17 protein-coding genes are annotated in these 14,264 nt (G+C 41.9%); 12 read left to right on the top strand and 5 right to left on the bottom strand.

What is annotated here, in order from left to right; genetic code table 11:
* Positions 1 to 104 precede the first annotated feature (104 nt).
* Positions 105 to 2,141: a glycine--tRNA ligase subunit beta gene (gene glyS, locus HMPREF0850_RS10315; protein ID WP_000164794.1), complete on the top strand. Its 2,037-nt coding sequence runs from the start codon at positions 105 to 107 to the stop codon at positions 2,139 to 2,141.
* A gap of 48 nt (positions 2,142 to 2,189) precedes the next feature.
* On the top strand, positions 2,190 to 2,447 hold the full coding sequence (locus tag HMPREF0850_RS10310) for a DUF896 family protein (protein ID WP_000371291.1): 258 nt from the start codon (positions 2,190 to 2,192) through the stop codon (positions 2,445 to 2,447).
* A gap of 83 nt (positions 2,448 to 2,530) precedes the next feature.
* Here HMPREF0850_RS10310 and HMPREF0850_RS10305 read toward each other — a convergent pair whose 3' ends face one another.
* Genes HMPREF0850_RS10305 through HMPREF0850_RS10295 form a run of 3 tightly spaced genes read right to left on the bottom strand, consistent with a single transcriptional unit; the run spans position 2,531 to position 5,346 of the window.
* A complete protein-coding gene (locus HMPREF0850_RS10305; RefSeq protein WP_000673664.1) occupies positions 2,531 to 3,775 on the bottom strand; it encodes an NAD(P)H-dependent oxidoreductase in 1,245 nt (414 codons plus the stop codon).
* A gap of 17 nt (positions 3,776 to 3,792) precedes the next feature.
* Complete coding sequence (locus HMPREF0850_RS10300) at positions 3,793 to 4,398, bottom strand: NADPH-dependent FMN reductase (protein ID WP_000915929.1); 606 nt, start codon at positions 4,396 to 4,398, stop codon at positions 3,793 to 3,795.
* Positions 4,399 to 4,416: 18 nt separating this feature from the next.
* Positions 4,417 to 5,346, bottom strand: coding sequence for an FAD:protein FMN transferase (locus tag HMPREF0850_RS10295; protein ID WP_009014051.1), 930 nt, complete (start codon positions 5,344 to 5,346; stop codon positions 4,417 to 4,419).
* A gap of 296 nt (positions 5,347 to 5,642) precedes the next feature.
* Here HMPREF0850_RS10295 and nox point away from each other — a divergent pair, with 296 nt between their 5' ends.
* The 3 genes from nox to pdxT all read left to right on the top strand — a co-directional run bounded on the left by nox (position 5,643) and on the right by pdxT (position 8,630).
* Positions 5,643 to 7,022 (top strand): H2O-forming NADH oxidase, encoded by a 1,380-nt coding sequence (gene nox, locus HMPREF0850_RS10290; RefSeq protein ID WP_000036763.1) that lies wholly within the window; start codon positions 5,643 to 5,645, stop codon positions 7,020 to 7,022.
* Positions 7,023 to 7,172: 150 nt separating this feature from the next.
* The gene (gene pdxS / locus HMPREF0850_RS10285) at positions 7,173 to 8,048 is read left to right on the top strand and encodes a pyridoxal 5'-phosphate synthase lyase subunit PdxS (protein WP_000138524.1); all 876 of its coding nucleotides are present in this window, start codon (positions 7,173 to 7,175) and stop codon (positions 8,046 to 8,048) included.
* Positions 8,049 to 8,630, top strand: coding sequence for a pyridoxal 5'-phosphate synthase glutaminase subunit PdxT (pdxT, locus tag HMPREF0850_RS10280; RefSeq protein ID WP_000689953.1), 582 nt, complete (start codon positions 8,049 to 8,051; stop codon positions 8,628 to 8,630). It begins immediately after the preceding gene.
* Between the two features lie 19 nt (positions 8,631 to 8,649).
* Here the strand turns inward: pdxT and trhA are convergent, their stop codons facing one another.
* Together trhA and HMPREF0850_RS10270 are read right to left on the bottom strand one after the other, a co-directional pair.
* A complete protein-coding gene (gene trhA / locus HMPREF0850_RS10275) occupies positions 8,650 to 9,297 on the bottom strand; it encodes a PAQR family membrane homeostasis protein TrhA (RefSeq protein WP_001097972.1) in 648 nt (215 codons plus the stop codon).
* Positions 9,294 to 9,740: a DUF1836 domain-containing protein gene (locus tag HMPREF0850_RS10270; RefSeq protein ID WP_001083910.1), complete on the bottom strand. Its 447-nt coding sequence runs from the start codon at positions 9,738 to 9,740 to the stop codon at positions 9,294 to 9,296. Before HMPREF0850_RS10270 ends, trhA begins: the two co-directional genes overlap by 4 nt.
* Before the next feature lie 134 nt (positions 9,741 to 9,874).
* On the opposite strand from HMPREF0850_RS10270, the gene HMPREF0850_RS10265 reads away from it, so the two are divergent.
* The 7 genes from HMPREF0850_RS10265 to trxB all read left to right on the top strand — a co-directional run bounded on the left by HMPREF0850_RS10265 (position 9,875) and on the right by trxB (position 14,229).
* Positions 9,875 to 10,369, top strand: coding sequence for a GNAT family N-acetyltransferase (locus HMPREF0850_RS10265; RefSeq protein WP_000405846.1), 495 nt, complete (start codon positions 9,875 to 9,877; stop codon positions 10,367 to 10,369).
* Positions 10,366 to 10,881 carry a methylated-DNA--[protein]-cysteine S-methyltransferase gene (locus tag HMPREF0850_RS10260; RefSeq protein ID WP_000810628.1) on the top strand — a complete coding sequence of 172 codons (516 nt, stop codon included), beginning with the start codon at positions 10,366 to 10,368 and terminating at the stop codon, positions 10,879 to 10,881. The genes HMPREF0850_RS10265 and HMPREF0850_RS10260 overlap by 4 nt, the downstream gene beginning before the upstream one ends.
* A 12-nt stretch (positions 10,882 to 10,893) precedes the next feature.
* Positions 10,894 to 11,250 carry an arsenate reductase family protein gene (locus tag HMPREF0850_RS10255; RefSeq protein ID WP_000889078.1) on the top strand — a complete coding sequence of 119 codons (357 nt, stop codon included), beginning with the start codon at positions 10,894 to 10,896 and terminating at the stop codon, positions 11,248 to 11,250.
* A gap of 156 nt (positions 11,251 to 11,406) precedes the next feature.
* Complete coding sequence (locus tag HMPREF0850_RS10250) at positions 11,407 to 12,207, top strand: amino acid ABC transporter permease (protein ID WP_000219160.1); 801 nt, start codon at positions 11,407 to 11,409, stop codon at positions 12,205 to 12,207.
* Complete coding sequence (locus tag HMPREF0850_RS10245) at positions 12,207 to 12,950, top strand: amino acid ABC transporter ATP-binding protein (RefSeq protein ID WP_000590977.1); 744 nt, start codon at positions 12,207 to 12,209, stop codon at positions 12,948 to 12,950. The genes HMPREF0850_RS10250 and HMPREF0850_RS10245 overlap by 1 nt, the downstream gene beginning before the upstream one ends.
* Before the next feature lie 77 nt (positions 12,951 to 13,027).
* Positions 13,028 to 13,252, top strand: coding sequence for a DUF4059 family protein (locus HMPREF0850_RS10240; protein WP_000926602.1), 225 nt, complete (start codon positions 13,028 to 13,030; stop codon positions 13,250 to 13,252).
* A 65-nt stretch (positions 13,253 to 13,317) separates the two neighbouring features.
* Positions 13,318 to 14,229 (top strand): thioredoxin-disulfide reductase, encoded by a 912-nt coding sequence (gene trxB, locus HMPREF0850_RS10235; protein ID WP_000272340.1) that lies wholly within the window; start codon positions 13,318 to 13,320, stop codon positions 14,227 to 14,229.
* The last annotated feature ends 35 nt before the right edge of the window (positions 14,230 to 14,264 follow it).

Raw genomic sequence — 14,264 nt, 5'->3', positions numbered from 1 at the left:
ATTTGGTATAAGATTTCCTTACAGACTCACAAAAGTTAGTTAGCGACGTCCCCAGTACCTAAGGTGCATATCAAAAAAGATTGAAGAAAATGTAAAGGAAAAACATGACAAAAAACTTATTAGTAGAACTCGGTCTTGAAGAGTTACCAGCCTACGTAGTAACTCCTAGTGAAAAACAACTAGGTGAAAAAATGGCAACCTTCCTCAAAGAAAATCGTCTTTCCTTTGAAGCCATTCAAACCTTCTCAACACCACGCCGTTTGGCTGTTCGTGTGACTGGTCTTGCAGACAAACAGTCTGATTTGACAGAAGATTTCAAGGGACCAGCAAAGAAAATTGCCTTGGATAGTGATGGAAACTTCACTAAAGCAGCTCAAGGATTTGTCCGTGGAAAAGGCTTGACAGTTGAAGATATTGAATTCCGTGAAATCAAGGGTGAAGAATATGTCTATGTTACTAAGGAAGAAGTGGGCCAACCGGTTGAATCCATTGTTCCAGGTGTAGTAGACGTCTTGAAGTCACTAACTTTCCCTGTCAGCATGCACTGGGCTAACAACACTTTTGAATATATCCGCCCTGTACACACTTTGACAGTTCTCTTGGACGAGCAAGAGTTTGATTTGGATTTCCTTGATATCAAGGGCGGTCGTGTGAGTCGCGGCCATCGTTTCTTGGGACAAGAAACTAAGATTCAGTCAGCATTGAGCTATGAAGAAGACCTTCGTAAACAATTTGTAATTGCGGATCCTCGTGAACGTGAGCAAATGATTGTTGATCAAATCAAAGCAATCGAAGCTGAACAAGGCGTACGCATCGAAATTGATGCTGACTTGTTGAATGAAGTCTTGAACTTGGTTGAATACCCAACTGCCTTTATGGGAAGTTTTGATGCCAAATACCTTGAAGTTCCAGAAGAAGTTTTGGTGACTTCGATGAAGGAACACCAACGTTACTTTGTTGTCCGTGATCAAGATGGTAAACTCTTGCCAAACTTCATTTCAGTCCGTAACGGAAATGCAGAGCATTTGGAAAATGTCATCAAGGGGAATGAAAAAGTCCTAGTTGCCCGCTTGGAAGACGGAGAATTCTTCTGGCGTGAAGACCAAAAATTGGTCATTTCAGATCTTGTTGAAAAATTGAACCATGTGACCTTCCACGAAAAGATTGGTTCTCTTCGTGAACACATGATTCGTACGGGGCAGATTGCCATTCTCTTGGCAGAAAAAGCTGGTTTGTCAGTGGATGAAACAGTTGACCTAGCGCGTGCAGCAGCTATTTACAAATTTGACTTGTTGACGGGTATGGTCGGTGAGTTTGATGAACTCCAAGGTATTATGGGTGAGAAATATGCCCTTCTTGCTGGTGAAACTCCAGCAGTTGCGGCTGCTATTCGTGAACACTATATGCCTACATCAGCCGAAGGAGAACTTCCAGAGAGCAAGGTTGGAGCCATTCTAGCCATTGCAGACAAATTGGATACGATTTTGAGTTTCTTCTCAGTAGGCTTGATCCCATCAGGTTCTAATGATCCTTATGCCCTTCGTCGTGCGACGCAAGGTGTGGTTCGTATCTTGGATGCCTTTGGTTGGCATATTGCTATGGATGAGCTGATCGATAGCCTTTATGATCTAAAATTCGACAGCTTAACTTATGAAAATAAAGCAGAGGTCATGGACTTTATCAAGGCTCGTGTTGATAAGATGATGGGTTCAACTCCAAAAGACATTAAGGAAGCGGTCCTTGCAAGTTTGAACTTTGTTGTGGCAGATATGCTAGAAGCAGCAAGTGCTCTCGTAGAAGCAAGCAAGCAAGAAGATTTCAAACCGTCTGTCGAATCCCTCTCACGTGCTTTCAATTTGGCTGAAAAAGCCGAAGGAACTGATACTGTTGATCCTGCCCTCTTTGAGAATGAAGAAGAGAAAGCCTTGGCAGAAGCAGTGGAATCACTCGTTTTGTCAGGTACTGCAGGTCAGCAATTAGAACAACTCTTTGCACTTAGCCCAATTATTGATGCTTTCTTTGAAAATACCATGGTAATGGCTGAAGATCAGGATGTCCGTCAAAATCGCTTGGCTATCTTGTCGCAATTAACCAAGAAAGCCGCTAAACTTGCACGTTTCAATCAAATTAATACCAAATAAAAAATAAAATCTGTTAAACGGATTAAACCTTATCACAAAGGAGAAGAAATGGATCCGAAAAAAATCGCTCGTATTAACGAGCTTGCCAAAAAGAAAAAAACAGAAGGCTTAACTTCTGCTGAAAAAGTGGAACAAGCTAAACTTCGTGAGGAGTACATCGAAGGCTATCGTCGTTCTGTTCGTCACCACATTGAAGGAATCAAAATTGTGGACGAGGAAGGAAATGACGTCACACCAGAAAAACTACGTCAAGTACAACGCGAAAAAGGTTTGCATGGTCGTAGTTTAGATGATCCTAACTCATAAATTGAAAGGGGTTGTAGATGATTTACATTCCCCTTTTCTTTTGCAATAAAAAAGAAGGAGCCGTTTGGCTCCTTTTTGGTTTCTTAGTTGCTTGCACCAGAAGTAGCGTCTGCGTCACCACCGTGGCCTCCAGCGTCACCTGAATCAGAAGCGCCAGAAGTAGCATCGGCGTCTCCATGACCTCCAGCTGTAGGAGCAAATGGTCCGCTACCACCCACCAAACGTTGACCAGTCTCTTTTAGGTACCAGTCAAGCCATGGTTGGAAGTTAAAGACAATTTCATTGATACCAGCGTATGATCCATCAGGATAGTACATTGCTTGGTAGTTGTGGGTGTTGATGACACCTGCAGGAGAACCTGGAACGATCGTACGGACGTATTCTTGGTTTCCGTTGCGAAGTGTTCCGATAACCCACTCTACGTTCTTCATACGTGCTGGTGGAAGAGAACCATGAACAGTCGACATACGGCTACCTGATTGAGGCGGTACACGTTTAGCAAACATGGTGTCTGGATCTTGGTGAGCGTTGTTGTAGTAGAGGAATTGGTTGTTATCGTCAGCGTATGTCAATTCAAATGGCATAGCTTTCAAGAACATATCGATTTGGTTAACTGTCAAGATACCGTGGTCCAATTTGACATAGGTATCACCAGAAACAGCGCCAGTGATTGCAGCAACTTTTTCTACCCATTCTGGATCGTCAGGATCAACTTCTGTGATGGTTGTAGCGATTGGTTTTCCACAATCCAAGTCTTCTGGTTCGATTGGTTTTGGTTTTTTCAATTTCGAAACGACTCCTACGTATTTTACAAAGTTATCTAAGCAAGTCTCAAGGAATTTAACAGTTCCTTCGTTGGTGATATTTCCGTTGTTATCAAAAGCTTCCTTAGCTTTACCAAGAAGGAATTCGTTACCTGGAAGCGTGTAGGCATTAACACCTGGAGCATCAAGGATTTTACGAAGGTGAACTTGGGCACGTGATGTTCCTTGGTCGTAGTATGATGCTCCCACAATCATGACAGGCTTGTTTTCAAATGGATGAACTTCGTATGAAAGCCATTCGAGTACAGATTTGAGAGAAGCTGAGATAGTGTGGTTGTGCTCAGGAGTAGCGATAATGACACCATCAGCACGTGTAATTTTGTTATACAAGAAGCGTAATTGGAAACTGTCGTCCCATTTTTCGTCTTGGTTAAACATTGGAACTTCGTCGATTTCAAGGACTTCTAATTCAAATTTGAATTTGAAATTGCGACGGATAAATTCCAAGAGTTTGCGGTTATATGATTGATCGTAGTTTGATCCAACAAGTCCAACAAATTTCATTCTTTCGGTCTCCTATCTTACAAATTTTCCCAGTCAAATTCTTCTGCATCTTTGCGAAGCAATTCTTGTGCATTGCGCAATTTCTCAGTAATCTTCACAAAGATACGGAAGTCATCAAAGATGGCATCCAATTTCTTGATGACATCAAGGTCAACTAAGTCGCCACTTGGGTTAAATGCTTGAAGAGAGTGAGAAAGCAAGAATTCATCTGGTAGAACATTTGCCTTGATTTCAGGAGCATTCAAGATTTGACGGAGTTGCAATTGGGCACGAGATGAACCAAGTGTGCCGTATGAAGCACCAGTAATCATGATTGGTTTGTTCAAAAGTGGGTAGATACCGTAAGATAGCCAAGCAAGAGCGCTCATCAAAACTGCAGGGATAGAGTGGTCGTACTCAGGAGTACCGATAATCACACCATCAGATGCTTCGATTTTGGCTGCAATTTCAAGAATTTCAGCAGGAAGAAGTTTATCTGCTGGTTTGTTGAAAACAGGGATATCCTTGATTTCAACGAGTTCAATTTCAGCTTTATCCGCAAAGTGTTTTTGCATGTATTGGAGCAATTGGCGGTTTGTAGAACGTTTAGAGTTCGTTCCAACAATGGCAATAAGTTTTAGCATGAGATTTCCTTTCTCTTTTTACATAATACAATTTTGAAGGCCTGAAGAACAAGCAATGTGTCCCTCTTTGTCGATGAGAATGGCTTCAATGCCATCTATACTTTCGACTTGCCAGAGGATAGAAGCACTTCGTTCTCCGAAAAGGCGCGTTGTCCAAATCTCACCATCAACGGATTTATCAGAGATAATCGTTAGGCTAGCGAGGTCTGTTTCGACAGGAAATCCTGTCTCACTATCAAAGATATGGTGATAGTCTTTTCCATCTACTGTCAGGTGGCGTTCATAGATACCTGAAGTGACAACGGATTTGTTAGAAGCAGGAATGGTTAGGAGATGATTGCCACGAGGATTTCGCGGATCTTGAATCCCAATCTGCCAGGCTTTCCCTTCTTTGGCTTGGTTGTTCCCGATGGTGAGGATATTTCCTCCGAGATTGATCAAGGCAGAGGTGACACCGTGCTCTTTCAAATACTGGGCAACCTTATCTGCACTATAGCCCTTGGCTAAACAACCTAAATCAAGCTTCATTCCTTTCTTCTCTAAAAAGACAGTAGAGCTAGTCGGATCCAACTTGATAAAATGCGGGTCAACTAGAGGCAAGACAGCTTCTATTTCATTTGGCTTTGGAAGCCGTGCATCTGCAAAACCGATTCGCCAAGTTTGAATCAAGGGACCAATACTGATATTTAGATGGCTAGACGGAGCTAGGCTATGCTCAAGTCCAAGAGCAATCAGTTCAAATAGGTCAGGATGAACCTTAACAGGTGCGATTCCAGCCTGGTAGTTGATTTCCATCAGTTCGGATTCTTGACTATTGGCGTTGAAGCGGTATTCGAGCTCCTTGAGCAAATCAAAGGCTCCTTGAAGTAGGCAATCAGCCCGTTCATCTACTAATGAAATCGTGATAGTTGTTCCCATTAGCCGTTCAGAACGTGAACGAAGAGGCAAGCTACCAACTCCTTTCTTCTTGTAGGAAATCATTCAAGATAAGTTAGATTAATAGAAAATTTAACCCCTTACATTTTCTTTCCATGTATCTAGCATACCATAAAGTCAGCGTTTTCACAAATAAATTTTAACAAAAGTCAAGAAATATGCTTAAAAATTGGAAGGAAATGAAACAAATAATATAGCAAAGAATAATTTTTTCTGAAAAAAGAGAATTCCAAGCAAATACCTTGTAAACGCTAACAGTAAATGATATACTAGGAAGGTAAATTAAATTTTAAAGGTGGAATTATTCTATGAGTAAAATCGTTGTAGTTGGTGCTAACCACGCTGGTACAGCATGTATCAACACTATGTTGGACAACTTTGGACATGAAAATGAAATCGTTGTATTTGACCAAAACTCAAATATTTCATTCCTTGGTTGTGGAATGGCGCTTTGGATTGGGGAACAAATTGATGGCCCAGAAGGTCTCTTCTACTCTGATAAAGAAAAATTGGAAGCAAAAGGTGCTAAAGTTTACATGAACTCACCAGTTCTTTCAATTGACTACGATAACAAAGTTGTGACAGCAGAAGTTGAAGGTAAAGAACACAAAGAGTCTTATGATAAATTGATCTTTGCTACTGGTTCAACTCCAATCTTGCCTCCAATCGAAGGTGTTGAAATCGTTAAGGGCAACCGCGAATTCAAAGCAACTCTTGAAAATGTACAATTTGTTAAATTGTACCAAAACGCTGAAGAAGTTATTGAAAAACTTGAAGACAAGAGCAAACACCTTGAGCGCATTGCCGTTGTTGGTGGTGGTTACATCGGTGTTGAGCTTGCTGAAGCTTTCGAGCGTCTTGGAAAAGAAGTAGTGCTTGTAGATATCGTAGACACTGTTTTGAACGGCTACTATGACAAAGACTTCACTCAAATGATGGCGAAAAACTTGGAAGACCACAACATCCGCTTGGCTCTTGGTCAAACAGTTAAAGCTATCCAGGGTGACGGCAAAGTAGAACGCTTGGTGACAGACAAAGAAACATTTGATGTGGATATGGTTGTTCTTGCAGTTGGTTTCCGTCCTAACACAGCTCTTGCTGATGGTAAGATTGAACTCTTCCGCAACGGTGCCTTCCTTGTAGACAAGAAACAAGAAACTTCAATCCCAGGTGTTTATGCAGTAGGTGACTGTGCGACTGTTTATGACAACGCTCGTAAAGACACTAGCTACATCGCGCTTGCATCTAACGCTGTACGTACTGGTATTGTTGGTGCTTATAACGCTTGTGGACATGAATTGGAAGGAATCGGTGTACAAGGATCAAACGGTATCTCTATCTACGGTCTTCACATGGTTTCGACTGGTTTGACTCTTGAAAAAGCTAAAGCTGCTGGTTACAACGCAACTGAAACAGGCTTTAACGATCTTCAAAAACCAGAATTTATCAAACATGACAACCACGAAGTTGCCATCAAGATTGTCTTTGACAAAGACAGCCGTGAAATCCTTGGTGCGCAAATGGTATCTCATGACTCATCAATCGGTATGGGAATCCATATGTTCTCACTTGCTATCCAAGAGCATGTGACAATTGACAAGTTGGCATTGACAGACCTATTCTTCTTGCCACACTTTAACAAACCATACAACTATATCACAATGGCTGCACTTACAGCTGAAAAATAGAAATGGATGAACTATCTGGCCTCAACTGAAGGTCAGGTAGTTTTTTATACTTTTGTACCCAGACAGTTGTTGTTTTTCTATCTTGTACTTCATTCTAATCTGGCTTAAAATGAAATGGTAGCTACCAATACAAATGATGAGGATTAAGAAATGACTGAAAATCGTTATGAACTAAATAAAAACTTGGCACAGATGCTCAAAGGTGGGGTTATCATGGACGTTCAGAACCCTGAACAGGCTCGTATCGCAGAGGCTGCTGGTGCGGCAGCTGTTATGGCTTTGGAGCGAATTCCAGCTGATATTCGTGCAGCTGGTGGGGTTTCCCGTATGAGCGATCCAAAGATGATTAAGGAAATCCAAGAAGCGGTCAGCATTCCAGTGATGGCCAAGGTTAGAATCGGGCATTTTGTTGAAGCTCAGATTTTAGAGGCTATTGAGATTGACTATATCGATGAGAGTGAAGTGCTGTCTCCAGCTGATGACCGTTTCCATGTGGACAAGAAAGAATTCCAAGTTCCTTTTGTCTGTGGAGCTAAGGACTTGGGTGAAGCCTTGCGTCGTATCGCTGAGGGAGCTTCCATGATTCGTACCAAAGGAGAACCGGGGACAGGAGATATCGTTCAAGCTGTTCGACATATGCGTATGATGAATCAAGAAATTCGACGGATTCAAAACCTACGCGAAGATGAACTCTATGTCGCAGCAAAAGAACTCCAGGTTCCTATAGAATTGGTCCAATACGTCCACGAACATGGAAAATTACCAGTTGTCAACTTTGCAGCTGGAGGCGTTGCAACGCCAGCAGATGCTGCGCTGATGATGCAATTGGGGGCAGAGGGCGTCTTTGTCGGTTCAGGCATTTTCAAATCAGGTGATCCTGTTAAACGAGCAAGTGCTATTGTCAAAGCGGTAACCAATTACCAAAATCCTCAAATTTTGGCTCAAATCTCTGAAGACCTAGGGGAAGCCATGGTTGGTATTAATGAGAATGAAATCCAAATTCTTATGGCAGAGCGAGGAAAATAGATGAAAATCGGAATACTAGCCTTGCAAGGCGCCTTTGCAGAACATGCAAAAGTGCTAGAAAAGTTAGGTGTTATTAGTGTCGAAATCAGAAATTTAGATGATTTTCAACAACGTCAGAGTGACTTGTCCGGCTTGATATTACCTGGAGGTGAGTCTACAACCATGGGCAAGCTCTTACGAGACCAGGACATGCTGACTCCCATTCGAGAAGCTATTCTCAATGGCTTACCAGTCTTTGGAACCTGTGCGGGCTTAATCTTGCTGGCTAAGGAAATTACTTCTCAGGAAGAAAGTCATCTAGCGACTATGGATATAGTAGTTGAGCGCAATGCCTATGGGCGTCAACTAGGAAGTTTTTATACAGAGGCAGAATGTAAGGGAGTTGGCAAGATTCCCATGACCTTTATCCGTGGACCGATTATCAGCAGTGTTGGAAAGGGTGTAGAAGTTTTAGCAACAGTTGATGATCAAATCGTTGCAGCCCAAGAAAAAAATATGCTGGTAACTTCTTTTCATCCAGAATTGACAGATGATGTTAGCTTGCACCAGTACTTTATCAATATGTGTAAAGAAAAAAGTTGAGAAAAGATTCTCAACTTTTTTACATGTAATAAACAATCGCGATATATTGAAGTGCAGATGCTGCTAGGATAAAGAGATGCCAAATCATGTGGAAATAAGGTTTTTTCTTAGCGTAAAATCCAGCTCCAACTGTATAACAGAGTCCGCCAGTTACCATGAGACTCCAGAAAATTGGCGTTGTTTGGCTGATAATGGCAGGAATGATAGCTAGAACCAACCAGCCCATGATCAAATAAAGGGCAAGGCTGAATTTTTCATTGACCTTTTTAGCAAAGATTTTATAGAGGATGCCAAAGATGGTCGTTCCCCACTGAATGGCAATAATGAGATAGCCAAACCAGTTATTCATCAAAGTCAATACGACTGGGGTATAAGAGCCTGCGATAGCCACATAAATCATAGAATGGTCGATGATTCGCAAGACGTATTTGTGGGTTGAACCATAGGCCATAGAGTGGTAAATGGTTGACGAGAGAAACATAAGAAACAGACTGATAACAAAGATAGAGACACCAAAAGATGATAAAAATCCGTGTGCTTCATAACTATAGGTGGATGAAATGGGGAGTAAGATGAGCATGATGACGGCACCGACAGCATGGGTCACGCTGTTGGCAATTTCTTCTCCAAAACTGAGTTTTTTACTGAGTTTTAGGCTAGTATTCATTGGGATACCTCCTCTTCTTTGTTAAGGATTAAGTCTAGAGTTTGATGATAGAGTTTAACCGTTTGACAGCTAGTTTGGATAATAGGATTTTCTGGATCAATCCCATGGTTCATATAGTCCACAAAAGCATCGTAGAGCTGGTCTGAGCTCGCTTGAGTTTGTAGAGTATTAAGTGTCTGAGCGATTTCTTGGATCGAAAAGACAGATTTGAGAGTGGTGATGGCAATCAAACGGGCAATCTGTTTGCGTTGGTATTTCTTCTTGTCAGGCTTTGTCAGGTAACCATGTTTGACATAGTTATTGACCATGGATGCTGTTAGCCCCTTTTCTTTATCTGGAGAGATGGGGGCGCAGACTTGATTGACATAAAGCAAAACCTGATCCAGATAGAGATCAATGTTTGGAATTTCTTCCCATTTTGGGTAGAAAAAGAAAGAGTTCATTTTCAACTCCTTTTTATCTAGTTTTAATAACTAGATTATAAAATAATAAAAAACAAAAGTCAAGTTTCAACTGCTTGTAGAAAGCTTTAAATTATGCTATGATGAGAGAAACTAGTTAGAAATGAGGGGAAGAGATGGAGATTCGTTTAGCTTTTCCAAACGAAGTAGATGCGATTATGCAGGTGATGGAGGATGCCAAAAAGTGTTTAGCCAAGTCTGGTAGTGACCAGTGGCAAAATGGCTATCCAAATGCTGATATCATTATTGATGATATCATCTCTGGTCAAGCCTATGTGGCCTTGGAAGAGGGAGAACTGTTAGCCTATGCTGCTGTGACCAAGAGCCCAGAGGAAGCCTATGAAGCCATTTATGAAGGAAGTTGGCAGGGGGAAGAATCAGAATATCTGGTCTTTCACCGTATCGCTGTGGCAACAGATGTCCAAGGACAAGGAGTTGCTCAGACTTTCCTAGAAGGCTTGATTGAAGGTTTTGATTATCTAGATTTTCGTTCAGATACGCATGCACAAAACAAGGCCATGCAGCATATCTTTGAAAAGCTAGGCTTCCAACAGGTTGGTAAGGTTCCAGTTGATGGGGAACGTTTGGCCTATCAAAGATTAAAGAAATGAAGCAGAAAAAGTACGCAAAAATGCTCTACCCGTCGCCAATTGGGACCTTATCCTTAGTTGCTGACGAGCAATATCTGTATGGAATTTGGGTACAGGACCAAACTCATTTTGAGAGGGGATTAGGGGATGAAACGATAGAAGAAGTTGGTAGCCATCCTGTATTAGAGCAAGTTATTTCCTATTTAGATACCTATTTCGAAGGTAGTGTTCAGGATCTATCTGACTTACCTTTGGCTCCTATTGGGACGGATTTTGAAAAGAGGGTCTGGGCATATTTACAGAGCATTCCTTATGGGCAAACAGTGACTTACGGTCAAATAGCTAAAGACTTGCAGGTGCCCTCTGCCCAAGCGATCGGCGGAGCAGTGGGGCGCAATCCCTGGTCCATCCTCGTACCCTGTCACCGTGTGCTGGGGTCAGGGAATCGCTTGACAGGCTATGCATCGGGAGTCGAAAAGAAAGCCTGGCTCTTGAAGCATGAAGGCGCAACATTTCAAGAAAATAAAAAATAGAAAGAAAAGAAGATGTTAGAATTTATCGAATACCCAAAATGTTCAACTTGTAAGAAAGCAAAAAATGAATTGGATCAACTTGGTGTGGACTACAAAGCTATCCACATCGTAGAAGAAACACCAAGTGAAGACGTGATTTTGAACTGGTTGGAAACTTCCGGGTTTGAAGTGAAACAATTTTTCAATACTAGCGGGATCAAATACCGTGAACTGGGCCTAAAAGATAAGGTGGGAAGCTTGTCAAAGCAAGAAGCAGCCAAGCTTCTGGCTAGTGATGGCATGTTATTGAAACGTCCAATTTTAGTGGAGAATGGTGCTGTTAAACAAATCGGCTATAGAAAGACCTATGAGAACTTAGGTTTGAGATAGTTTTTATCTATCTCCTTGATAGGTAAAATATATAGCCTCCCTGTTTTAAAGTGTGATAAACTAGAAGGTAGACAAAGTCTGCTTTTCCCGTAGCAAATAATTTGCTTGCGAGCAGAAGTATGGTAGAATGAATCATTATCAGGAGAGGATGTTTTTATGACTGTTACAACATTTTTAGCATCAGATTGGTACCAAAGTTTGATGCAACTCATTCCGGATGGTAAGCTCTTTAGTTTGCGTTCGGTCTTTGATGGAATTCCAAGGATTGTCCAGCAACTGCCTACAACCTTGATGTTGACGCTTGGAGGTGCACTCTTTGGTTTGCTACTTGCCCTGATTTTTGCCATTGTTAAGATCAATCGTGTTAAGATCTTATATCCTTTGCAGGCCTTTTTCGTCAGCTTCTTAAAAGGTACCCCAATCCTAGTTCAACTTATGTTGACCTACTACGGAATTCCTTTGGCACTGAAAGCTATCAACCAGCAATGGGGCACTGGTTTCAATATCAATGCGATTCCAGCGGCACTTTTTGCGATTGTGGCCTTTGCTTTTAATGAGGCGGCTTATGCAAGTGAAACGATTCGTGCAGCCATCCTTTCTGTTAATCCAGGTGAAATTGAGGCGGCGCGTAGTTTGGGTATGACACGAGCACAAGTTTATCGTCGCGTGATTATTCCAAATGCAGCGGTGGTAGCTACTCCAACCTTGATCAATTCCCTCATCGGTTTGACCAAGGGAACTTCTCTAGCCTTTAGTGCAGGTGTTGTCGAAGTTTTTGCTCAGGCTCAGATTTTGGGTGGAGCAGATTATCGTTACTTTGAGCGCTTCATCTCCGTAGCCCTTGTTTATTGGGTAGTCAATATCGGAATTGAAAGCCTCGGTCGTTTCATCGAGAGAAAAATGGCTATTTCTGCACCTGATACAGTGAAAACAGATGTGAAAGGAGACCTTCGTTAATGATTAAGATTTCGAATTTAAGCAAATCCTTTTCAGGACAGACTGTCTTGGATCATCTAGACTTGGATATTCAAAAGGGAGAAGTAGTGGCCTTGATTGGTTCATCTGGAGCTGGAAAATCAACCTTTCTTCGTAGTTTGAACTACCTTGAAACTCCAGATAGTGGAACGATTCAGATTGATAATTTTAAAGTTGATTTTTCTCAGATTAGCCAAGAAGAGATCCTAACCCTTCGTCGCAAGTTGTCCATGGTTTTCCAACAGTTTAATTTGTTTGAACGCCGAACAGCTCTTGACAATGTCAAGGAAGGTTTGGTTGTCGTTAAGAAATTATCGGACGAGGAAGCAACAAAAATCGCTAAGGAAGAGTTGGCCAAGGTTGGTCTTTCTGACCGTGAACAGCATTACCCTCGCCACTTATCAGGTGGACAAAAGCAACGGGTTGCTCTAGCGCGTGCTCTCGCTATGAAGCCAGATGTCTTGCTCTTGGACGAACCAACGTCGGCACTGGACCCAGAATTGGTCGGAGAAGTAGAAAAGTCTATTGCAGACGCCGCTAAGTCTGGTCAGACCATGATCTTGGTTAGTCACGATATGTCTTTTGTAGCCCAAGTGGCAGATAAGATTTTGTTCCTAGATAAAGGGAAAATCATCGAGTCAGGCACACCGGATGAAATCATCAATCATCCGAAAGAAGAACGGACAAAAGAATTCTTCGCTAGTTACAAACGGACTTATATTTGATATAATAGTAAAAGGAAAACTCAGTTAGGTGGACTAGCTGAGTTTACTCTTTAAAAAAGATAGAAACGAGAGAGATCATGCTGCTGCAACTATTTTCTTTATATTTCGAGAGTTTGATCTTAACGACCATTCTCGTCGTGATTTTTTTAGGGATTTGGATTGGATTGCGAGCCATGTCTGGTGTGGACAAGACAGCCAAGGCCCGTCAAGCTCATCTCTATGATATGATCATGATTGGGGTTTTGGTGATCCCAGTATTATCCTTTGCCGTCATGAGTCTCATTTTAGTTTTCAGAGCATAATGCTTGCTAAGTAAACTTCAAACAGTTAGAATAAAGATAGTTACAACAAGAAAGAAGGAATCGAAATGTACGATACGATTATTGTCGGTGCTGGGCCTGCGGGAATGACAGCTGCCTTATATGCTGCTCGAAGCAATCTGAAAGTGGCTTTGATTGAAGGTGGTCTGCCAGGTGGGCAAATGAACAACACATCTGATATCGAAAACTATCCAGGATATGCCAATATCAGTGGACCTGAATTGGCAGAGAAGATGTTTGAACCTCTTGAAAATCTTGGAGTAGAGCATTTTTATGGCTATATTGAAAATATTGAAGACCAAGGTGACTATAAGAAGGTAATCACTGATGATCAAGTTTACGAAACCCGTACTGTCATCGTGGCAACTGGGTCTAAACACCGTCTTTTGGGAGTTCCCGGAGAAGAAGAACTGAATAGTCGTGGTGTTTCTTACTGCGCAGTCTGTGATGGAGCTTTCTTCCGTGATCAAGACTTGCTCGTAGTCGGTGGTGGAGATTCAGCGGTAGAAGAAGCCCTCTTCTTGACTCGCTTTGCCAAGACTGTTACTATAGTTCACCGTCGAGATGAACTTCGTGCTCAAAAGGTCTTGCAAGACCGTGCCTTTGCTAATGAGAAAGTCAACTTTATCTGGGACTCTGTAGTCAAGGAAATCAAAGGTGAAAACCGAGTGGAATCTGTCGTATTTGAAAATGTGAAAACGGGTAAGGTAACAGAGCAAGCCTTTGGTGGTGTCTTTATCTATGTTGGACTGGATCCTGTTAGCGATTTTGTTAAAGAATTGAATATTAAAGACCAGGCAGGCTGGATTGTGACAGATAACCACATGAAGACGGCAGTTGATGGTATCTTTGCGGTTGGGGATGTTCGCCAGAAAGACCTTCGCCAAGTGACAACAGCAGTTGGAGATGGGGCTATCGCTGGTCAAGAAGCCTATAAATTTATCACAGAACATAGTTAAGCAAAAAAAGTTTCCAATCAAGTGATTGGAAACTT

The organism is Streptococcus sp. M143, assembly GCF_000162495.1.
GTDB classification, from domain to species: domain Bacteria; phylum Bacillota; class Bacilli; order Lactobacillales; family Streptococcaceae; genus Streptococcus; species Streptococcus dentisani.
This window is presented reverse-complemented; position numbering and strand designations above follow the sequence as displayed.